12 protein-coding genes are annotated in these 14,046 nt (G+C 68.6%); 8 read left to right on the top strand and 4 right to left on the bottom strand.

All coding sequences use genetic code 11. The annotated features are described in order from the left end of the window. Positions 1-20: 20 nt before the first annotated feature. Genes HUN08_RS02650 through HUN08_RS02660 form a run of 3 tightly spaced genes read left to right on the top strand, consistent with a single transcriptional unit; the run spans position 21 to position 3,050 of the window. Complete coding sequence (locus HUN08_RS02650; RefSeq protein WP_124245686.1) at positions 21-845, top strand: alpha/beta fold hydrolase; 825 nt, start codon at positions 21-23, stop codon at positions 843-845. Between the two features lie 47 nt (positions 846-892). Beyond that, positions 893-1,597 (top strand): response regulator transcription factor, encoded by a 705-nt coding sequence (locus tag HUN08_RS02655; protein WP_124245685.1) that lies wholly within the window; start codon positions 893-895, stop codon positions 1,595-1,597. Between the two features lie 7 nt (positions 1,598-1,604). After that, positions 1,605-3,050 (top strand): cell wall metabolism sensor histidine kinase WalK, encoded by a 1,446-nt coding sequence (locus HUN08_RS02660; protein ID WP_124245684.1) that lies wholly within the window; start codon positions 1,605-1,607, stop codon positions 3,048-3,050. On the opposite strand, the gene HUN08_RS02665 is transcribed toward HUN08_RS02660, so the two are convergent. Next, positions 3,029-4,153 (bottom strand): NDMA-dependent alcohol dehydrogenase, encoded by a 1,125-nt coding sequence (locus HUN08_RS02665; protein WP_124245683.1) that lies wholly within the window; start codon positions 4,151-4,153, stop codon positions 3,029-3,031. The two genes, HUN08_RS02660 and HUN08_RS02665, sit on opposite strands and share 22 nt — an antisense overlap. A 117-nt stretch (positions 4,154-4,270) precedes the next feature. Between HUN08_RS02665 and HUN08_RS02670 the strand changes: the two genes are divergently transcribed. Further along, a complete protein-coding gene (locus HUN08_RS02670; protein WP_124245682.1) occupies positions 4,271-4,696 on the top strand; it encodes an HIT family protein in 426 nt (141 codons plus the stop codon). An 85-nt stretch (positions 4,697-4,781) separates the two neighbouring features. Here HUN08_RS02670 and HUN08_RS02675 read toward each other — a convergent pair whose 3' ends face one another. Further along, positions 4,782-6,923, bottom strand: coding sequence for an ATP-dependent DNA helicase RecQ (locus tag HUN08_RS02675; protein ID WP_124245681.1), 2,142 nt, complete (start codon positions 6,921-6,923; stop codon positions 4,782-4,784). Positions 6,924-7,033: 110 nt separating this feature from the next. Here HUN08_RS02675 and HUN08_RS02680 point away from each other — a divergent pair, with 110 nt between their 5' ends. Both HUN08_RS02680 and purD read left to right on the top strand, forming a co-directional pair. Next, positions 7,034-8,227, top strand: a complete 1,194-nt coding sequence (locus HUN08_RS02680) for a low temperature requirement protein A (RefSeq protein WP_301546850.1) — start codon at positions 7,034-7,036, stop codon at positions 8,225-8,227. 9 nt (positions 8,228-8,236) lie between these two features. Then, a complete protein-coding gene (gene purD / locus HUN08_RS02685) occupies positions 8,237-9,490 on the top strand; it encodes a phosphoribosylamine--glycine ligase (protein WP_174900861.1) in 1,254 nt (417 codons plus the stop codon). Between the two features lie 17 nt (positions 9,491-9,507). On the opposite strand, the gene HUN08_RS02690 is transcribed toward purD, so the two are convergent. Continuing rightward, positions 9,508-11,358, bottom strand: a complete 1,851-nt coding sequence (locus tag HUN08_RS02690) for an HNH endonuclease signature motif containing protein (RefSeq protein ID WP_129624286.1) — start codon at positions 11,356-11,358, stop codon at positions 9,508-9,510. Between the two features lie 348 nt (positions 11,359-11,706). Here HUN08_RS02690 and HUN08_RS02695 point away from each other — a divergent pair, with 348 nt between their 5' ends. Both HUN08_RS02695 and HUN08_RS02700 read left to right on the top strand, forming a co-directional pair. After that, positions 11,707-12,492, top strand: coding sequence for a hypothetical protein (locus HUN08_RS02695; RefSeq protein WP_124248264.1), 786 nt, complete (start codon positions 11,707-11,709; stop codon positions 12,490-12,492). Next, a complete protein-coding gene (locus HUN08_RS02700; RefSeq protein WP_124248265.1) occupies positions 12,489-12,893 on the top strand; it encodes a GntR family transcriptional regulator in 405 nt (134 codons plus the stop codon). Before HUN08_RS02695 ends, HUN08_RS02700 begins: the two co-directional genes overlap by 4 nt. Before the next feature lie 58 nt (positions 12,894-12,951). Here HUN08_RS02700 and HUN08_RS02705 read toward each other — a convergent pair whose 3' ends face one another. Then, positions 12,952-13,923, bottom strand: a complete 972-nt coding sequence (locus HUN08_RS02705; protein ID WP_124248266.1) for an esterase family protein — start codon at positions 13,921-13,923, stop codon at positions 12,952-12,954. Positions 13,924-14,046 lie beyond the last annotated feature (123 nt).

Here is a 14,046-nt window from a genome sequence, read left to right on the forward strand (position 1 = left end):
GGGCGGGATAGCATGGCCCGATGACTCTCGTGGTTCCCACCGCGCTCGGCGACGTCGCGGTCCACCTGCACGGCCGCGATCCGTCTACCGCGCCGGGGCTGTTGCTGCTGCACGCCAACCCCGGCGACGCCCGCGACTTCGACCAGGTGGTGCCGGACCTGTCCCGCGACCACGCGGTGGCCGTGCTCGACTGGCCCGGATTCGGCGAGTCGACGGTCGGCGATCCGCATGCCGTGACCGCGGTCGGCCTGGTCGACGTGGCGGAACAGGTCCTCGACGAGCTGGCGTCGCGGGGATTCGACCGGCTCGCCGTCATCGGCAACAGCGTCGGCGGATTCGTCGCGATGCGTCTGGCGGAGCGTCGTCGCGAGGTCGCCGCGGTCGTGCTGGTGAATCCGGCGGGATTCGCGCCGCCGAACCCGCCGATGCGCGCCTTCTGCTCGGTGATGGCGAAGCCGTCCTTCGCTCGCCGTGCCGTGCGGCCCCTCGCCCGTCTCTACCTGGGAAAACGCTCGGCCGACGGCGTGCGGGCGGCCTATCTGCGCGTCCGCGAACTGCGCGCCGACCAGCGCCGGCTGGCGGTGTACTGCTCGCTCTGGCAGAGCTTCGCCGATCCGCGGGTGTATCTGGGTTCGGCCCGCGTCGCCACCGATGTGCCGGTCCAGGTCCTCTGGGGGATGCGCGACGTGATCAATCCGTACCCGCTCAACAAACGGGCGTTGTCGGTGGCGCTCCCCGACGCGGCAGTGGTCCGGCTCCCGGCGGCGCACGAGGTGTTCGCCGAGCGGCCGGAGCTGTTTCTCGCCCGAGTCCGCCCGTTCCTGGCCGCGCTCACAGGTGTCTGACAGCTAATCGTCAGGTGTGGTGGTCCCCGGCGCGGCACACTGGTGCCATGACAGCTGCAGCCAAGGACGCCCGAGTGCTCGTCGTCGACGACGAGGAGAACATCCGCGAACTGCTCAGCGTCTCGCTGAAGTTCCAGGGCTACGACGTGACGACCGCCGCCAACGGCCCCGAGGCGCTCGACATCTGTCGGACGCACCGCCCCGATCTCCTCGTACTCGACGTGATGATGCCGGGGATGGACGGCTTCGGCCTGCTCAAACGGCTTCGCGACGACGGGATCGACGCGCCGGCGCTCTTCCTCTCCGCGCGCGACTCCGTCGCCGACAAGGTGAACGGTCTGACGATCGGCGGCGACGACTACGTCACCAAACCGTTCAGCCTCGAGGAGGTCGTGGCCCGCCTCGAAGTCATGCTGCGGCGCTCCGGCTTCACCGACTCGGCGGAACGCTCGACGCGGATCGTGTTCTCCGACATCGAACTCGACGACGAGACGCACGAGGTTTGGAAGGACGGCGAGTTGGTGGCGCTCTCGCCGACCGAGTTCACCCTGCTGCGCTACTTCATGGTCAACGCCGGCACGGTGCTGTCCAAGCCGCGCATCCTCGACCACGTCTGGAACTACGACTTCGGCGGCGACGTCAACGTCGTCGAGTCCTACGTCTCCTACCTGCGTCGCAAGGTCGACACCGGCGAGAAGCGCCTGATCCATACGCTGCGCGGCGTCGGGTACGTCATGCGCGAACCGCGCTGAGCCGATCGTGGCTCGCATTCCGCTTCGAATCTCCCTGGTGGTGCTGGCCGCACTGCTGGTCGTCGCCGGCCTGACGGTGTCCGGGATCCTGGTCAGCCGGGCGATGCGCGAAGACCTGTTCCGCCGCGTCGACTCGCAGTTGAGCGCCGCCGTCCAGACCTGGGCGCGGCCGCGCGACCCTAAGCTGGCCAATCAGCGCGGCCCGGCCAGCGCGCGGCGCCCACCGTCGAACTTCTACGTCCGGGTCGCCCTCGGCGAGGGGGTGATGGTCCGCAGCAACGATTCGGGCTTCAACCCCGACGTGCGGTCGGTGGAGGACAACCCGGCCGAACACGTTGGCCCGGTGACGGTGCCGTCGGTGGAGGCCGGCGGACCCGAGTGGCGGGTCATCAAGTCGAGTAACCCGCACGGCGAATCCATCGTGGCGATGCCGCTGACGCTGGTCGACGAGACGGCGTCGCGATTGGTCCGCCTGCAACTCACCGTCGGGATCGTCGTCATCTCGCTGATGTCGTTGCTCAGCTATCTCCTGGTGCAGCGCAGCCTGCGGCCCCTCCGCCGGGTGGAGGAGACGGCGCACGCCATCGCCGAGGGCGATCTGGACGAACGCGTGCCCGAGTCGTCGCCGCATACCGAGGTCGGCAGCCTCGCCAACTCGTTCAACCTGATGTTGGCCCGCATCCAGGAGGCCTTCGCCGCCGTCGAGGCATCTGAGCGGCAGGCCCGGGCGTCGGAGGAGAAGATGCGCCGGTTCGTCGCCGACGCGGGCCACGAGCTGCGCACCCCGTTGACGTCTATCAAGGGATTCGCCGAGCTGTACCAGCAGGGTGCGGTCACCGATGCCGACGACGCCTTCCGCCGCGTCAACGACGAGGCGACGCGGATGTCCCTGCTGGTGTCCGACCTCATGATGCTCGCCCACCTCGACGCCGATCGCCCGATCGAGCGCGCCCCGGTCAAAGTTTCCGAACTCGCACTCGAGGCGGTGCATTCGGCGCTGGCCGCCGCCCCGGACCGGATCGTCGAGTTGGAGGCCCCCGATCCGTCGCCGGTCGTCCTGGGCGATCACCCGCGACTGATGCAGGTGTTGCGCAATCTGATCAACAACGCCGTCGCGCACACCCCGCCGTCGGCGTCGATCATGGTCTCCGTCATCGAGAACCCGGCCTCCCACACGGTGCGGATGCAGGTGGCCGACGACGGTCCGGGCCTCACCGAGGAGGACAAGAAACGGGTCTTCGACCGCTTCTTCCGCGGCGACAGCTCCCGCTCGCGCGGTGCCAACGGAGCCGGGAACGGTCTGGGTCTGTCGATCGTCTCCGCCCTGGTCGCCGCCCACGGCGGCCAGGTCGGCGTGGATTCCGAGCCGGGACACGGGGCGACGTTCTGGGTGGACCTCCCGGCTGCATCGGCAGCCGTGGGAAAGGCCGCCTACCAGTCGGTCTCGTCGTAGACGATCATTCCGCGGATGTTGACGCCGGCGAGCATGTCGTCGTAGCCCTTGTTGATGTCTTCCAGACGGTAGGTCCGCGTGACCAGGTCGGTGAGGTTCAGCGCGCCCGCACGGTACTCGTCGAGGAGGGTCGGCACCTGGGTGCGCGGTCCGGCGCCGCCGAAGATCGCGCCCTGTAGCCGTTTCTGCATCAGCGTGAGGTCGAAGAGGTTGAGGGAGACGTCCATCGCGGCGAAGTCGCCCATCCCGACGACGAGGGTCTGACCACCCTTTCCGGTCAGCGCCAATCCGGGGGCGATGTGCTCGCCCTTGATCTCGCCGATGGTGAGGATGACGGTGTCGGCCATCCGGCCCCAGGTCATCTCTTCGACGGCGGGCAGGGCGGCTTCCATGCTCTCGAAGACGTGTGTGGCGCCGAGCCTTTCGGCCATGTCGCGCTTGAACCCCACCGGGTCGACGGCCACCACGTGACGCGCACCGGCGGCCTTGGCGCCCTGGACCGAATTGATGCCGACGCCACCGATGCCGACGACGACGACCGTGTCACCGGGGCGGGTGCCGCCGATTTGGGTCGCCGAGCCCCAGCCGGTCGCGATCCCACAGCCGAGCAGTGCCGCTTCGCGCAACGGGATGTCGTCCTCGATCTTCACCAGCGACGCCTGGTTCACGGTGATGTAGGGCGAGAAGGTCCCGAGCAGGCACATCGGCGTGAGTCCGACGCCGTTGTGGGTGACCCGGTTCGTCTGGTCGGCAATCGCGCGCCCCTTGACCAGGCCGGCCCCCTCGTCGCACAGGTTCTGCGCGCCCCGGGAACAGGGGCCGCAGACGCCGCAGGCGGGGATGAAGGCGGTGACCACGTGGTCGCCCTCGGCGAAACGGCTGACGCCGGGCCCGACCTTGACGACCGTGCCGGCGCCCTCGTGGCCGCCGATGACCGGCATCCGCGCCGGACTCTGACCGGTGCGCAGATGATGGTCGGAGTGGCATAGTCCGGAACTCGTCAGCCGGACCTGGACCTCGCCCTCGACCGGGTCGCCCAACTCGACTTCTTCGACTTTCCAATCCTCGCCGACGTCGAACAAGATGGCAGCCTTCGTCTTCATCCTTCGTAGTGTGCTCCGGCGCGCCCCGGCACATCGCTCGTTCGGCGCGAGTCGTCGAGGGTTGCGCGGCGAGCGCCGCGATTGACAACGTGGGCGTTGTCGGTTGGCATGGGAACCATGTCTTCCGTGTTCTCGATGATCATCAGCGGCCAACTCCCGGGCCGGTTCGTGTGGCGCGACGACCGAACCGTCGTCTTCCTCACCATCAACCCGGTGACCCCCGGGCACGTGCTCGTGGTTCCCGTCGAGGAGGTCGACCATTGGGAGGCCGTGGACTCCGGCCTCTTCGACCACTTGACCGACGTGGCCCGCACCCTGGGGCAGGCGGTCAAGAAGGGCTTCGACGCGCCGCGCGCCGGCCTGATGATCGCTGGGCTGGAAGTGCCCCATTTGCATCTGCACGTCTTCCCCGCGTGGAAGCTGGAGGACTTCTCCTTCGCCGCGGCCGACCCCGACCCCGACCCCGCCGAACTGGACCGGGCCGCCGAGACGATTCGCGCCACCCTGCGCGAGATGGGTCACGGCGAGTTCGTGCCCGCCTAGCCGGGCCAACAGCTACCGAATCCCACAGAAGCTGCCGAAGCAACGGTAGAAACCGGGAAATTCGGTAGCGGATGTGAGCCCCTCGCTAGACGCTGCGGTGGATGACCAGGGGGAGTACCGCGGTTGCACCTGCTTCGCGGAGTTTCGCCGCGGCGACCGTCACGGGCCACCCGGAGCGGGTGTCGTCGACCACGAGCAGTACCGCGCCCGACGGTGCGGAGTCGGCGGGAACGTCGATGGCGTCTCGCCAATGCGCGGCCTCGGCGGCGGAGTTCGCGTCGTCGGACGGGCCGCCCGGACGCACCGTCAGTGCGGCGCCCGTCCGCTGGCCGATCGCCCGCAGCCGCTCGGCCAGCTGGGCGGCGAGGTCGTGACCGGTGAGGCGCAGCGACCAGATCTGATCGGGACGGACACCGGACTCTTGACCCCACGGGCGCAGGGTGGCGACGGCGGCGCCGGCCATCTCGTCCAGGGCCTGCTCCTCGCCGTGCTGGGCGGCGAGCAGCACGTCCTGCCATTCCGGCGCATCGGCGTGGGCGAGGACGCGTCCCGGTTCGGCCGCCAACTCGGCGGGGATGCGGCCACGCGCGCCGAAGGCTCCGCCCGGCCACATCTTGCGCGGCTCGAAGACAGTCGCCCGGCCCCGCAGCGACGCGGTGATCGCGCGCACCGAGTCCGCGCCGACAGCGGCCGTCGCCTCCGGTACGCCGCCCCGACAGAAGCTGCACCGACCGCACGGCTCGGTGAGCGGATCGTCGAGCGCCGCGGTGAGCAGTTGCATCAGGCAGCGCTCGCCGCGGACATAGGAGCGCATGATGTCGGCCTCGCGTCGGCGGACCGAGAGGATGTCGGCGTAGTGCTGCTCGTCGTAGCGCCAGGGGGTTCCGGTGGCGAACCAGCCGTCGGTGCTCCGCTCGGCCGCTCCGTCGACGGCGAGCTGCTTGAGCATCAGGTCGATCTTGGTGCGACGCAGCCCGGTCTGTGCCTCGAGCGCGACGACCGAAAGCGGTGAGGACTCGTCGGGCAGCGCCTCGAGCAGGGTCGTCATCTGCCGCGGGTCCGGGATCGAGGCGGTGGCGAAGTACTCCCAGATCCGATCGTCGGTGCCGGAGGAGAGGAGCATGACGACGGCCTCGTCGAGTGCGCGCCCGGCACGGCCGACCTGTTGGTAGTAGGAGACCGGCGACGGTGGCGACCCGATGTGGATGACGAATCCGAGGTCCGGTTTGTCATAGCCCATGCCCAGTGCGGAGGTGGCGACCAGCGCCTTGATCTCGTTGCGCGCCAACGCATCCTCGAGGCGTTGGCGCGCACCGGCGTCGAGCTGCCCGGAATACGCGGCCACCGGATAGTCCGCCCCCTGCACCGCCTTGATCGCGGTGACCAGGCGGTCCGTATCGGCGACGGTGAGCGCGTAGACGATGCCGGAGCCGGGCAGCGAGTCGATGTGCTCGGCCACCCAGGCATACCGCTGAATCGGCGACAACCCGTCGATCACGTTGAGCTGCAACGACTTTCGTGCCAGCGGACCGCGCAACACGGTGGTGTCCGAACCGAGCTGGCGGGCGACGTCGGCGGTGACCCGTTCATTCGCCGTCGCGGTCGTCGCGAGAACCGGTGAGCCGGGGTGCAATTCGCGCAGAACGTCGGCGACGCGTCGGTAGTCGGGGCGGAAGTCGTGGCCCCAATCGGAGATCGCGTGCGCCTCGTCGATCACCAGCAGTCCGAGGCCGGGGGAGTCGGGACCTGCCAGGGCGGAGAGGACGCGCCGCCCGAATCCGGGGTTGGCCAGGCGCTCGGGTGACACGAGCAGAACGTCGATGCTCTCGGCGCGCACCGACTCCTCGATGGCGCCCCAATCGTCGAAGTTCGACGAATTGATGGTCGCGGCCGTCAGTCCGGCGCGGGCGGCGGCCTCGACCTGATCGCGCATCAGCGCCAGCAACGGGGAGACGACGAGTGTTGGTCCGGCTCCGGCGGCGCGGCGCAGTGCCGTCGCCACCCAGTACACGGCCGACTTGCCCCACCCGGTGGCCTGGACGACGAGCACTCGTGGTGCCCTGGATCCACTTGGCTCCGCCCCCGATGTCGTACTCGCGGCCGGACTGACCGGCTGCACGAGGCGCTCGACCGCGGTGAGCTGGTCGTCGCGCAGCTTCGCGTCGGGACCGGCGAGCGCGGTGATCACGCCGGCGGCGGTCTGCTGCTGTGCTGCGTCGAGTGCCATGCGTCGAGCCTAGAGGTCGTCTCCGACGCCCCACGCGGGCCGCGGCCCCGCCCCACGGGTTGTCCACAGCTCGCGCTGAATGTGGACGACAGCCGGTTTACCGTAGTCGGATGCCACTGCAATCACGACTGCGACGGATGATCGGCCGCGACCCCGCCGAGGAGGGCCGGGCCGGCAGCAATCTCGAGATCTTCTACGACCTGGTCTTCGTCGTCGCCTTCTCCGTGGCATCGGCGCAACTGGCGCACTACCTGGCCGAGGGCCACTACTGGACCGCGATCACCGGCTACGTCCTGATGACCTTCGCCGCGATCTGGGCGTGGATCAATTTCGCGTGGTTCGCCTCCGCCTTCGACACCGACGACTGGCTGTTCCGACTGCTGGTCCTGGTCCAGATGATCGGCGTCGCCATCCTGGCCATCGGCATCCCCGAGGTGTTCTCGTCGATCGACGCTGGTCATCACCCGGCCATGACGATGCCGGTCGTCGGATACATCGTCATGCGCGTCGGCATGGTCGCCCAGTGGCTGCGCGCGGGCGCTCAGTCGCCGGAATACCGCCGCACCTGCTACACCTACGCTCTCGTCACGCTGGTCGCGCAAGTGGGCTGGATCGTCATCGCCGTCGCGCCGCTGAACCTGCGCGCCACCTTGGCAGCGGCCGTGGTGTGCGTCGCGATCGAGTGCACCGGTCCGTGGGTCGCCGAGACCCGGGTCAAGGCGACGCCGTGGAATCCCTCGCACATCGCCGAGCGCTACGCGACGCTGACCGTCATCACCCTCGGCGAGGGGGTGGTCGGGACCGTGGCGCTGCTGCAGGCCCTCATCGAACGGACCGGGTGGAGTGTGCAGACCGCGATCCTCGGACTGGCCGCGATGGGGGTCACCTTCGCCATGTGGTGGCTGTACTTCCTCATGCCCAACGGCGAGACCCTGCGCGAACATCCGGAGCGGTGCTTCCCGTTCGGCTACGGCAACATGCCGCTGCTGATGGCTTGTGCGGGTGTCGGCGCCGGGCTGCACGTCGTCGCGCTGTGGATCGAGAGCAAGGCGCACATCTCCAACGTGGCGATCGTGCTCTGCCTGGCGGTGCCGGTGGCCGTCTTCTGCCTCGGCGTGATCGCCATGAACGAGTATCTGGTCCGGTCGAAGTCGAATGCGGCGCCGGCGATGGTGGCGGCCCTGGTCCCGCTGGCGGCGGGCGTGATCCTGGCGGCGCTCGGAGCCCCGTTGCTGCTCTGCGTCGTCGTCATCTGTCTGATCCCCGTGATCCCGGTGATCGTCGTCGAGATCATCTGCGATTAGGCTGTGCGCGTGCGCGTACTCGTCATCGGCTCGGGCGGCCGGGAACACGCCCTCCTCCTCGGATTGGCGGCCGACCCGTCGGTCACCGACCTCTTCGCCGCACCCGGCAACGCCGGGACGGAGGGGATCGCGACGAACCGCTCGGTCGACGTCGCGTCCGCCGACGCGGTGGTCGCCCTGGCCAAAGAACTCGCCGCCGACCTGGTGGTCATCGGGCCCGAGGTGCCGCTGGTCCTCGGGGTCGCCGACGCGCTGCGCGCGGCCGGCATCGCCGTCTTCGGCCCGAACAAGGCCGCCGCGCAGATCGAGGGCTCGAAGGCCTTCGCCAAGGACGTGATGGCAGCGGCCGGGGTACGGACCGCGCACGCCGAGGTCGTCGACAGCCCGGCCGATCTCGACGCCGCGCTCGACCGCTTCGGTCCGACCTGGGTCGTCAAGGACGACGGATTGGCCGCGGGCAAGGGTGTCGTCGTGACCACCGATCGGGCCAAAGCCCGCGATCACGCCGTCGAATGCCTCGAATCGGGTCACCCGGTGCTGCTGGAGTCATTCCTCGACGGGCCGGAGGTCTCGTTGTTCTGCCTGGTCGACGGGCAGACGGTGGTCCCGCTGATCCCGGCGCAGGACCACAAACGCGTGGGCAACGGCGACACCGGGCCCAACACCGGCGGTATGGGCGCCTACACCCCGCTGCCGTGGCTGCCCGACGAGACGGTCACCCAGATCGTCGACGAGATCGTCAAACCCGTTGCCGCCGAACTCGTCTCGCGCGGGACTCCGTTCAACGGGCTGCTGTACGCCGGGCTCGCCATCGGGGCCGACGGGCCGGCCGTCGTCGAGTTCAACGCCCGGTTCGGCGATCCGGAGACACAGGCCGTCCTCGCGCTGCTCCGCTCCCCGCTCGGGCAGGCGCTGCACGCGACGGCCACCGGGACGCTCGCCGAGCTGCCGCCGCTGCAGTGGGACGACGGCGCCGCGGTCGTCGTCGTGCTGGCCGCCGAGAACTACCCGGGCACGCCGCGCATCGGCGACGTCGTCGTCGGGGCCGACGGGGAGGGCGTCCGTCACGCGGGCACGGCCCGTGACGCCGACGGCAAGACGGTGTCGGCGGGCGGACGGGTCCTGGCCGTCGTCGGGACCGGCGCCGACCTCGCCGCCGCGCGGGAGCAGGCCTACGCGCGCCTCGCCGAGATCAAGCTGCCCGGCTCGCATTTCCGCAACGACATCGGATTGGCCGCACTCGAGGGACGCATCAGCGTCTAGTCTCGCCGCCTCCTTCGTCAGTAGGGCGGGTCGCCGTCGGTTTCGCGGGGGTGTTCGCGTCGGCGTCGGGTTTCACGGTCGGCGGCGATTTTCTCCTCGGCGAGGCGTTGTTGGCGATTGGCCTCGCGTTCGGCTCGTCGGCGGGCGTGCTTGGCTTTGGTGCGGTCTCGGGGTTTGGGGTCATCGGGTGCCGGCGACGTCGGAGCGGCGGGCTTCGGGGCGTGCCATGTGATGGTGTCGAGGCTGGGGAATAGCGCGGAATTGGTTTCCGTGGGCCCTGGGAATCGAATTCCTTCGGGGGAGACGACCTGGGAGAGTAGGCGGCCGGTGCTGTCGCGGTATTGGTCGTCGACCCAGCCGCTGCCGAATGTTTTGAGGTTGTGGTGCATGCGGCACTTGGTGGCCAGTCCGTCTGGGGTGGTTTGACCGCCGGCGGCGGGGTCGTCGTGGTCGTATTCGGCGACGTGGTCGATATCGCACTGCCATGCGGGCTTGTCGCAGCCGGGTATCGTGCAGTATCCGTCGCGGGTGCGCACGAAGGTAGCCAGCGCCGTCGATGGGCGGTACGGATCCGACGGCAGGTGCGTCGGTAGGGACGTCTCATCGAGGTCGTTGCCGCTGCTATCTCCGCTGTTGCCCCGAGTGGTGATTCCACTGTCGTCGTTGTTGTCGTTGCCGACGGTGATTCCACTGTTGTCGTTGCTATCGGCCGGGTTGAGGGGGCGGAGGCGGACGTCGTCGCGGGTGAGTAGGTCGCGCAGGTGTGCGGCGGAGATGACGCCGTGTCCGTCCATGAACGCGGGTTCGTCGTCGCGACCGTCGACGGTGGCCCGGTCGGCGATCACGTGCACGAGCACCCGGCCCTTGGCCACTTCCTGATCTCGGTGGTCGGCGATCCATTGCGCCAACGCGCCGGGTTCGGGGATGTCGGATGCGCAGTCGTCGGTGCCGCAGTCGCATTCGAAGCGCAATCCGCTGAGCAGTGAGAACAGCGCATCGCAGCGTCGGGCCGATTCGCTGCGCGGATCCTTCTTGCAGACTTTTCCGGCGAGGAGGAACACGTTGCGCAGCGCGATGTTGGCGTCTTGAGCGGTCATCGTCGCACCGAGGGTGGCCATGCCGTCGGCATCGGGCAGGACCCACACCGACCGGGAGGCCTTGGCCTTCTCGTGGCGACGACGGACTGCGTCGGGGTCGTGCCGGGAGATGATGCGGTCGATGAGGTCGATCAACCGCTTGTTGGACCAGGTGCCGGTGCGGGAGCGCAGTCGGGCGGCGACATCGAGGTCGATCGTCTTCGACCAGTCCTGGCCGTCGATCAATTCGGTTCGGGACACCGCTAACCGGAATTGGCGGGGGCTGATGATGCCGTCGCGCAGGCAAAGCCCGATGGACGGGATGCGGTCGCGCATCGCGATCGCCTCGGCCAGCCACCTATCGCCCTGACTTTGACTGATGCCGCGGCTCATGGCGATCCGGGCAGCGGCTTGGGTTTCAAGATCGAGCATCCGGACCCCGCGCGCCGAGGCCTCCGGTCTACCGGTGGCGACCAACCCCGAATGCATGGCCCCGATCTCGCGATACTCGATCCAGGCCAGCATCGCGTTGGCCTTGCCGGTGTGCGCGAGAACATCGACGGTCCACTCCGGATCGCCCAGCGCCAGCGACGCCGCCGCCCCGACCGCCTGGGCGCGCCGACACCAGAACGCCTCGTCATCCCAAGCATCGGGTTCGTCCCACGGTGCGGGGTGATCCCAGATGGCGCCGTGGCAGTTGTCTGATTCGGTATCGAGCCCGCCGTTGTCCCCACCCGACGGGATATCGCCGACGGATGCCCCGTCATCCGCTGCCGCCGTCTCGGTCTCCATACCTCGACTATATGGGAACACACATTCGAATACAAGGGCAAAAGTGCAGATCAGATACTGTTGTGACACCGGCTCACTGGTGAATACCACTGCTGTCGTTGGGCCCGCCCGCCCCCGCCGGCGGGTCTGCGAGCCCACGACTCTCTTGTGCTAGTTGATTGACACAATACCGCGGCTCGTGTCAGGATGTATCAACTCAATGGTACAAGCGGAGGAACAATGAATCTACTGGTACTCGCACTCACGGCGCTGGTCATCGGCTCGGTGGTGGTCCGGGGGTCGTCGCGACCCGGGCAGGCCCCGGACTCGCCTTCTTACCTCGCCTATCGGAATCACCTTCGACGCAACATGTTGATCGCCGCGGGGTTGACGGTTGGTGCGGTGATACTCACGATCATCGATCAAGCCGGCGCAACCAGCACTGGCGATAGCCTGCTCAACCTGCCCGACGTCGTCGACAGAATTCTGGTCGCGCTGATTGTGCCGGGGGCCTATTTGTTGCCGCTCGCCGCACTGTGCTTGACGGAGTACACGACCCGTCCGCCGGATCGTCGGGTCGCCACCCTCACCGCCCGGACCGCCCGGTCGTTTGCTCCCATGTGGCTGTTCGTCCTGGCCGGGGTACTGACCGTCGTCGGGCTCGCCGGTCCGCTCCTCCTGCTGTCGCCGCAGATCAGGACCGCACGCGAATTCCGGGCACCGCGCATCGACGTTTCCTATGGGGGTGCGGCCGACCTCTGGATGTATGCCGGAATCATGCTGGTGGCCGCCTTGCTGACAGTGGCGACCATTCGGCAGGCAGTCCGTCGCGGCGATCTCGACCCCGACTCGGCCAGCGACAAGTGGTCGCGCAGCGGCGTCATCACTCGCGCGCTGTGCTTGCTAGTCGTCGCCGGGATCGTCGTGGTGTCGGGCGTCGCCGACGAACTCAGCACCGCGGCGTGGGCCTATGGCAGCTACCTCGACGGCGGCGGTGCGGCGATCGACGGATACAACTGGCTCGTGAACGTACCGGTCAAGACGATAGCCAACTGGGCGGCCTTTGGTGCCATCCCAGCTGTCTTCGTGGCGTTGTTGCTGTTCGCCTTTCCGCCCCGGCCGAAAGTCGGATCGCCCGTCGGCGCATCGGCATGAGCCCGGCGATTGCCGACGATCCGCGCATCAGCGTCGACCCCACCGATCCGACGCCGGCATTCGAGCAGATTCGACGGCAGATCGTCGGACACATCGCGGCCGGACGCCTGCCAATCGGCGCGAGGCTACCACCGCTGCGTCAACTGGCCAGGGACCTGGGCATCGCGGTGGGCACGGCGGCGCACGCGTACCGATTGCTCGAGCAAGCCGGAGTCATCACGACGCGGCGGGGAGCCGGAACGCGAGTTACCGCGGTGCCCGACTGCACCGACACGCCGTCGAGCGAGCTGGCGCAGAGCGTTCGCCGGCTTGCCGATGACTACCTCGCGGCGGCCGCGGCGATCGGCGCGACGTCGGCGCAAGCGCTCGACGCGGTGATTAGGGCAGCGCAAACGGAATGAATCGTGATGCGGCTCCAGAAGTCGCACCCGGTGCCGTGAGTGCGCTCGATCGAGATGGCTACTGCCGCGCGAGGTTACGGCCCAGGAACATCACGTGGTCGGGCAGCACGCTGTGCCAATACCGGTTGGTGTGCCCGCCTGGGGCCGAGCCGAAGGCCGCCGGCGGGTGCAGATCGGCGGCCCACTGGCGGGTGTAGGTGAAGAACTGGTCGCTGGAGCCGATGGTGATCAGCACCGGAATCTTGGCGAAGGCCTTCTGCTGGCCGAACAGTGAATTCGCCTGGTAGTCCTCGAAAGAGTCGAAGGCGCGCGGCGGGAACATCTGCGGATTCGCCCACAGCGCGGGGGAGCTCACCGAGACCGCCGCGACGCGGGGGGCACCGACCAGCGACGCCAGCCGCAGGGCGCCGTAGCCGCCCATCGACCAGCCGTAGAAGCCGATCCGCTCGGTCGACAGGTCGAGCTTCGGGTCGTCGGCGAGCATGGGGAGGAATTCGTCGAGAACCATCGCACCGGCGTCGGCGCCGTTGGAGCGCTTGTGCCAATAGTTCGTGGAACCGTCGACGGCGGCCAGCGCGAACGGCGGGTTCCCCTCGTCGACGTAGGCCTGCAACACGTTCTGCATCTGCAGCTTGCGGCCGAAGATCGTGCGCTCGTTGGTGTTGAGCGCATGGGTGACGACGACGACGGGCAGCTTGCCGGTGACGCCGCTGGGCCGGGCCACGGCCCATTTGGTGGGGCGGCCGAGCATCTTGTTCGAGATGAAGGTGCCGGTGATGAGCGGTGGGCCGGGAACGGGCCGGTTGTCCTGCTTCTCGGTGGGCAGGACGTCGTCGGCCTGGGCCTGCTCGTTCTCCTCTTCCTCGTTGACCGTCGGTTTGGTCGCCTCCGACGGGGAGCAGGCGGTGATGCCGGCGAGCGCGGCCGCGCCGAGTCCGGCGATCAGGGCGGAGCGTCGCGAGAGCAGACCGGAGCCGTGTTCGGCGGCGGTCGAATCCGACGGTTCGGGGGAGGGGGGCGTTGCAGTCATCGAGTGGAAATATACGTGTGGATGCTTAAGGACCGTTGAGCACTCGCCCACACGGGGTACCTCGACGCGAGACGGCCTCGTAAACTGTGATGCAGACCGCAATCCCACCGTGTCCAGGAAGTC

The sequence above is a fragment of the Gordonia sp. X0973 genome, assembly GCF_013348785.1.
GTDB lineage: Bacteria > Actinomycetota > Actinomycetes > Mycobacteriales > Mycobacteriaceae > Gordonia.

Excerpts from the sequence above, each read along its gene's own strand:
- HUN08_RS02695 (WP_124248264.1), top strand. The coding sequence starts at position 11,707 with ATGTTGATCGCCGCGGGGTTGACGGTTGGTGCGGTGATACTCACGATC.
- HUN08_RS02690 (WP_129624286.1), bottom strand. The coding sequence starts at position 11,358 with ATGGAGACCGAGACGGCGGCAGCGGATGACGGGGCATCCGTCGGCGAT.
- HUN08_RS02705 (WP_124248266.1), bottom strand. The coding sequence starts at position 13,923 with ATGACTGCAACGCCCCCCTCCCCCGAACCGTCGGATTCGACCGCCGCC.
- HUN08_RS02680 (WP_301546850.1), top strand. The coding sequence starts at position 7,034 with ATGCCACTGCAATCACGACTGCGACGGATGATCGGCCGCGACCCCGCC.
- HUN08_RS02675 (WP_124245681.1), bottom strand. The coding sequence starts at position 6,923 with ATGGCACTCGACGCAGCACAGCAGCAGACCGCCGCCGGCGTGATCACC.
- HUN08_RS02665 (WP_124245683.1), bottom strand. The coding sequence starts at position 4,153 with ATGAAGACGAAGGCTGCCATCTTGTTCGACGTCGGCGAGGATTGGAAA.
- HUN08_RS02700 (WP_124248265.1), top strand. The coding sequence starts at position 12,489 with ATGAGCCCGGCGATTGCCGACGATCCGCGCATCAGCGTCGACCCCACC.
- HUN08_RS02650 (WP_124245686.1), top strand. The coding sequence starts at position 21 with ATGACTCTCGTGGTTCCCACCGCGCTCGGCGACGTCGCGGTCCACCTG.
- HUN08_RS02670 (WP_124245682.1), top strand. The coding sequence starts at position 4,271 with ATGTCTTCCGTGTTCTCGATGATCATCAGCGGCCAACTCCCGGGCCGG.
- HUN08_RS02655 (WP_124245685.1), top strand. The coding sequence starts at position 893 with ATGACAGCTGCAGCCAAGGACGCCCGAGTGCTCGTCGTCGACGACGAG.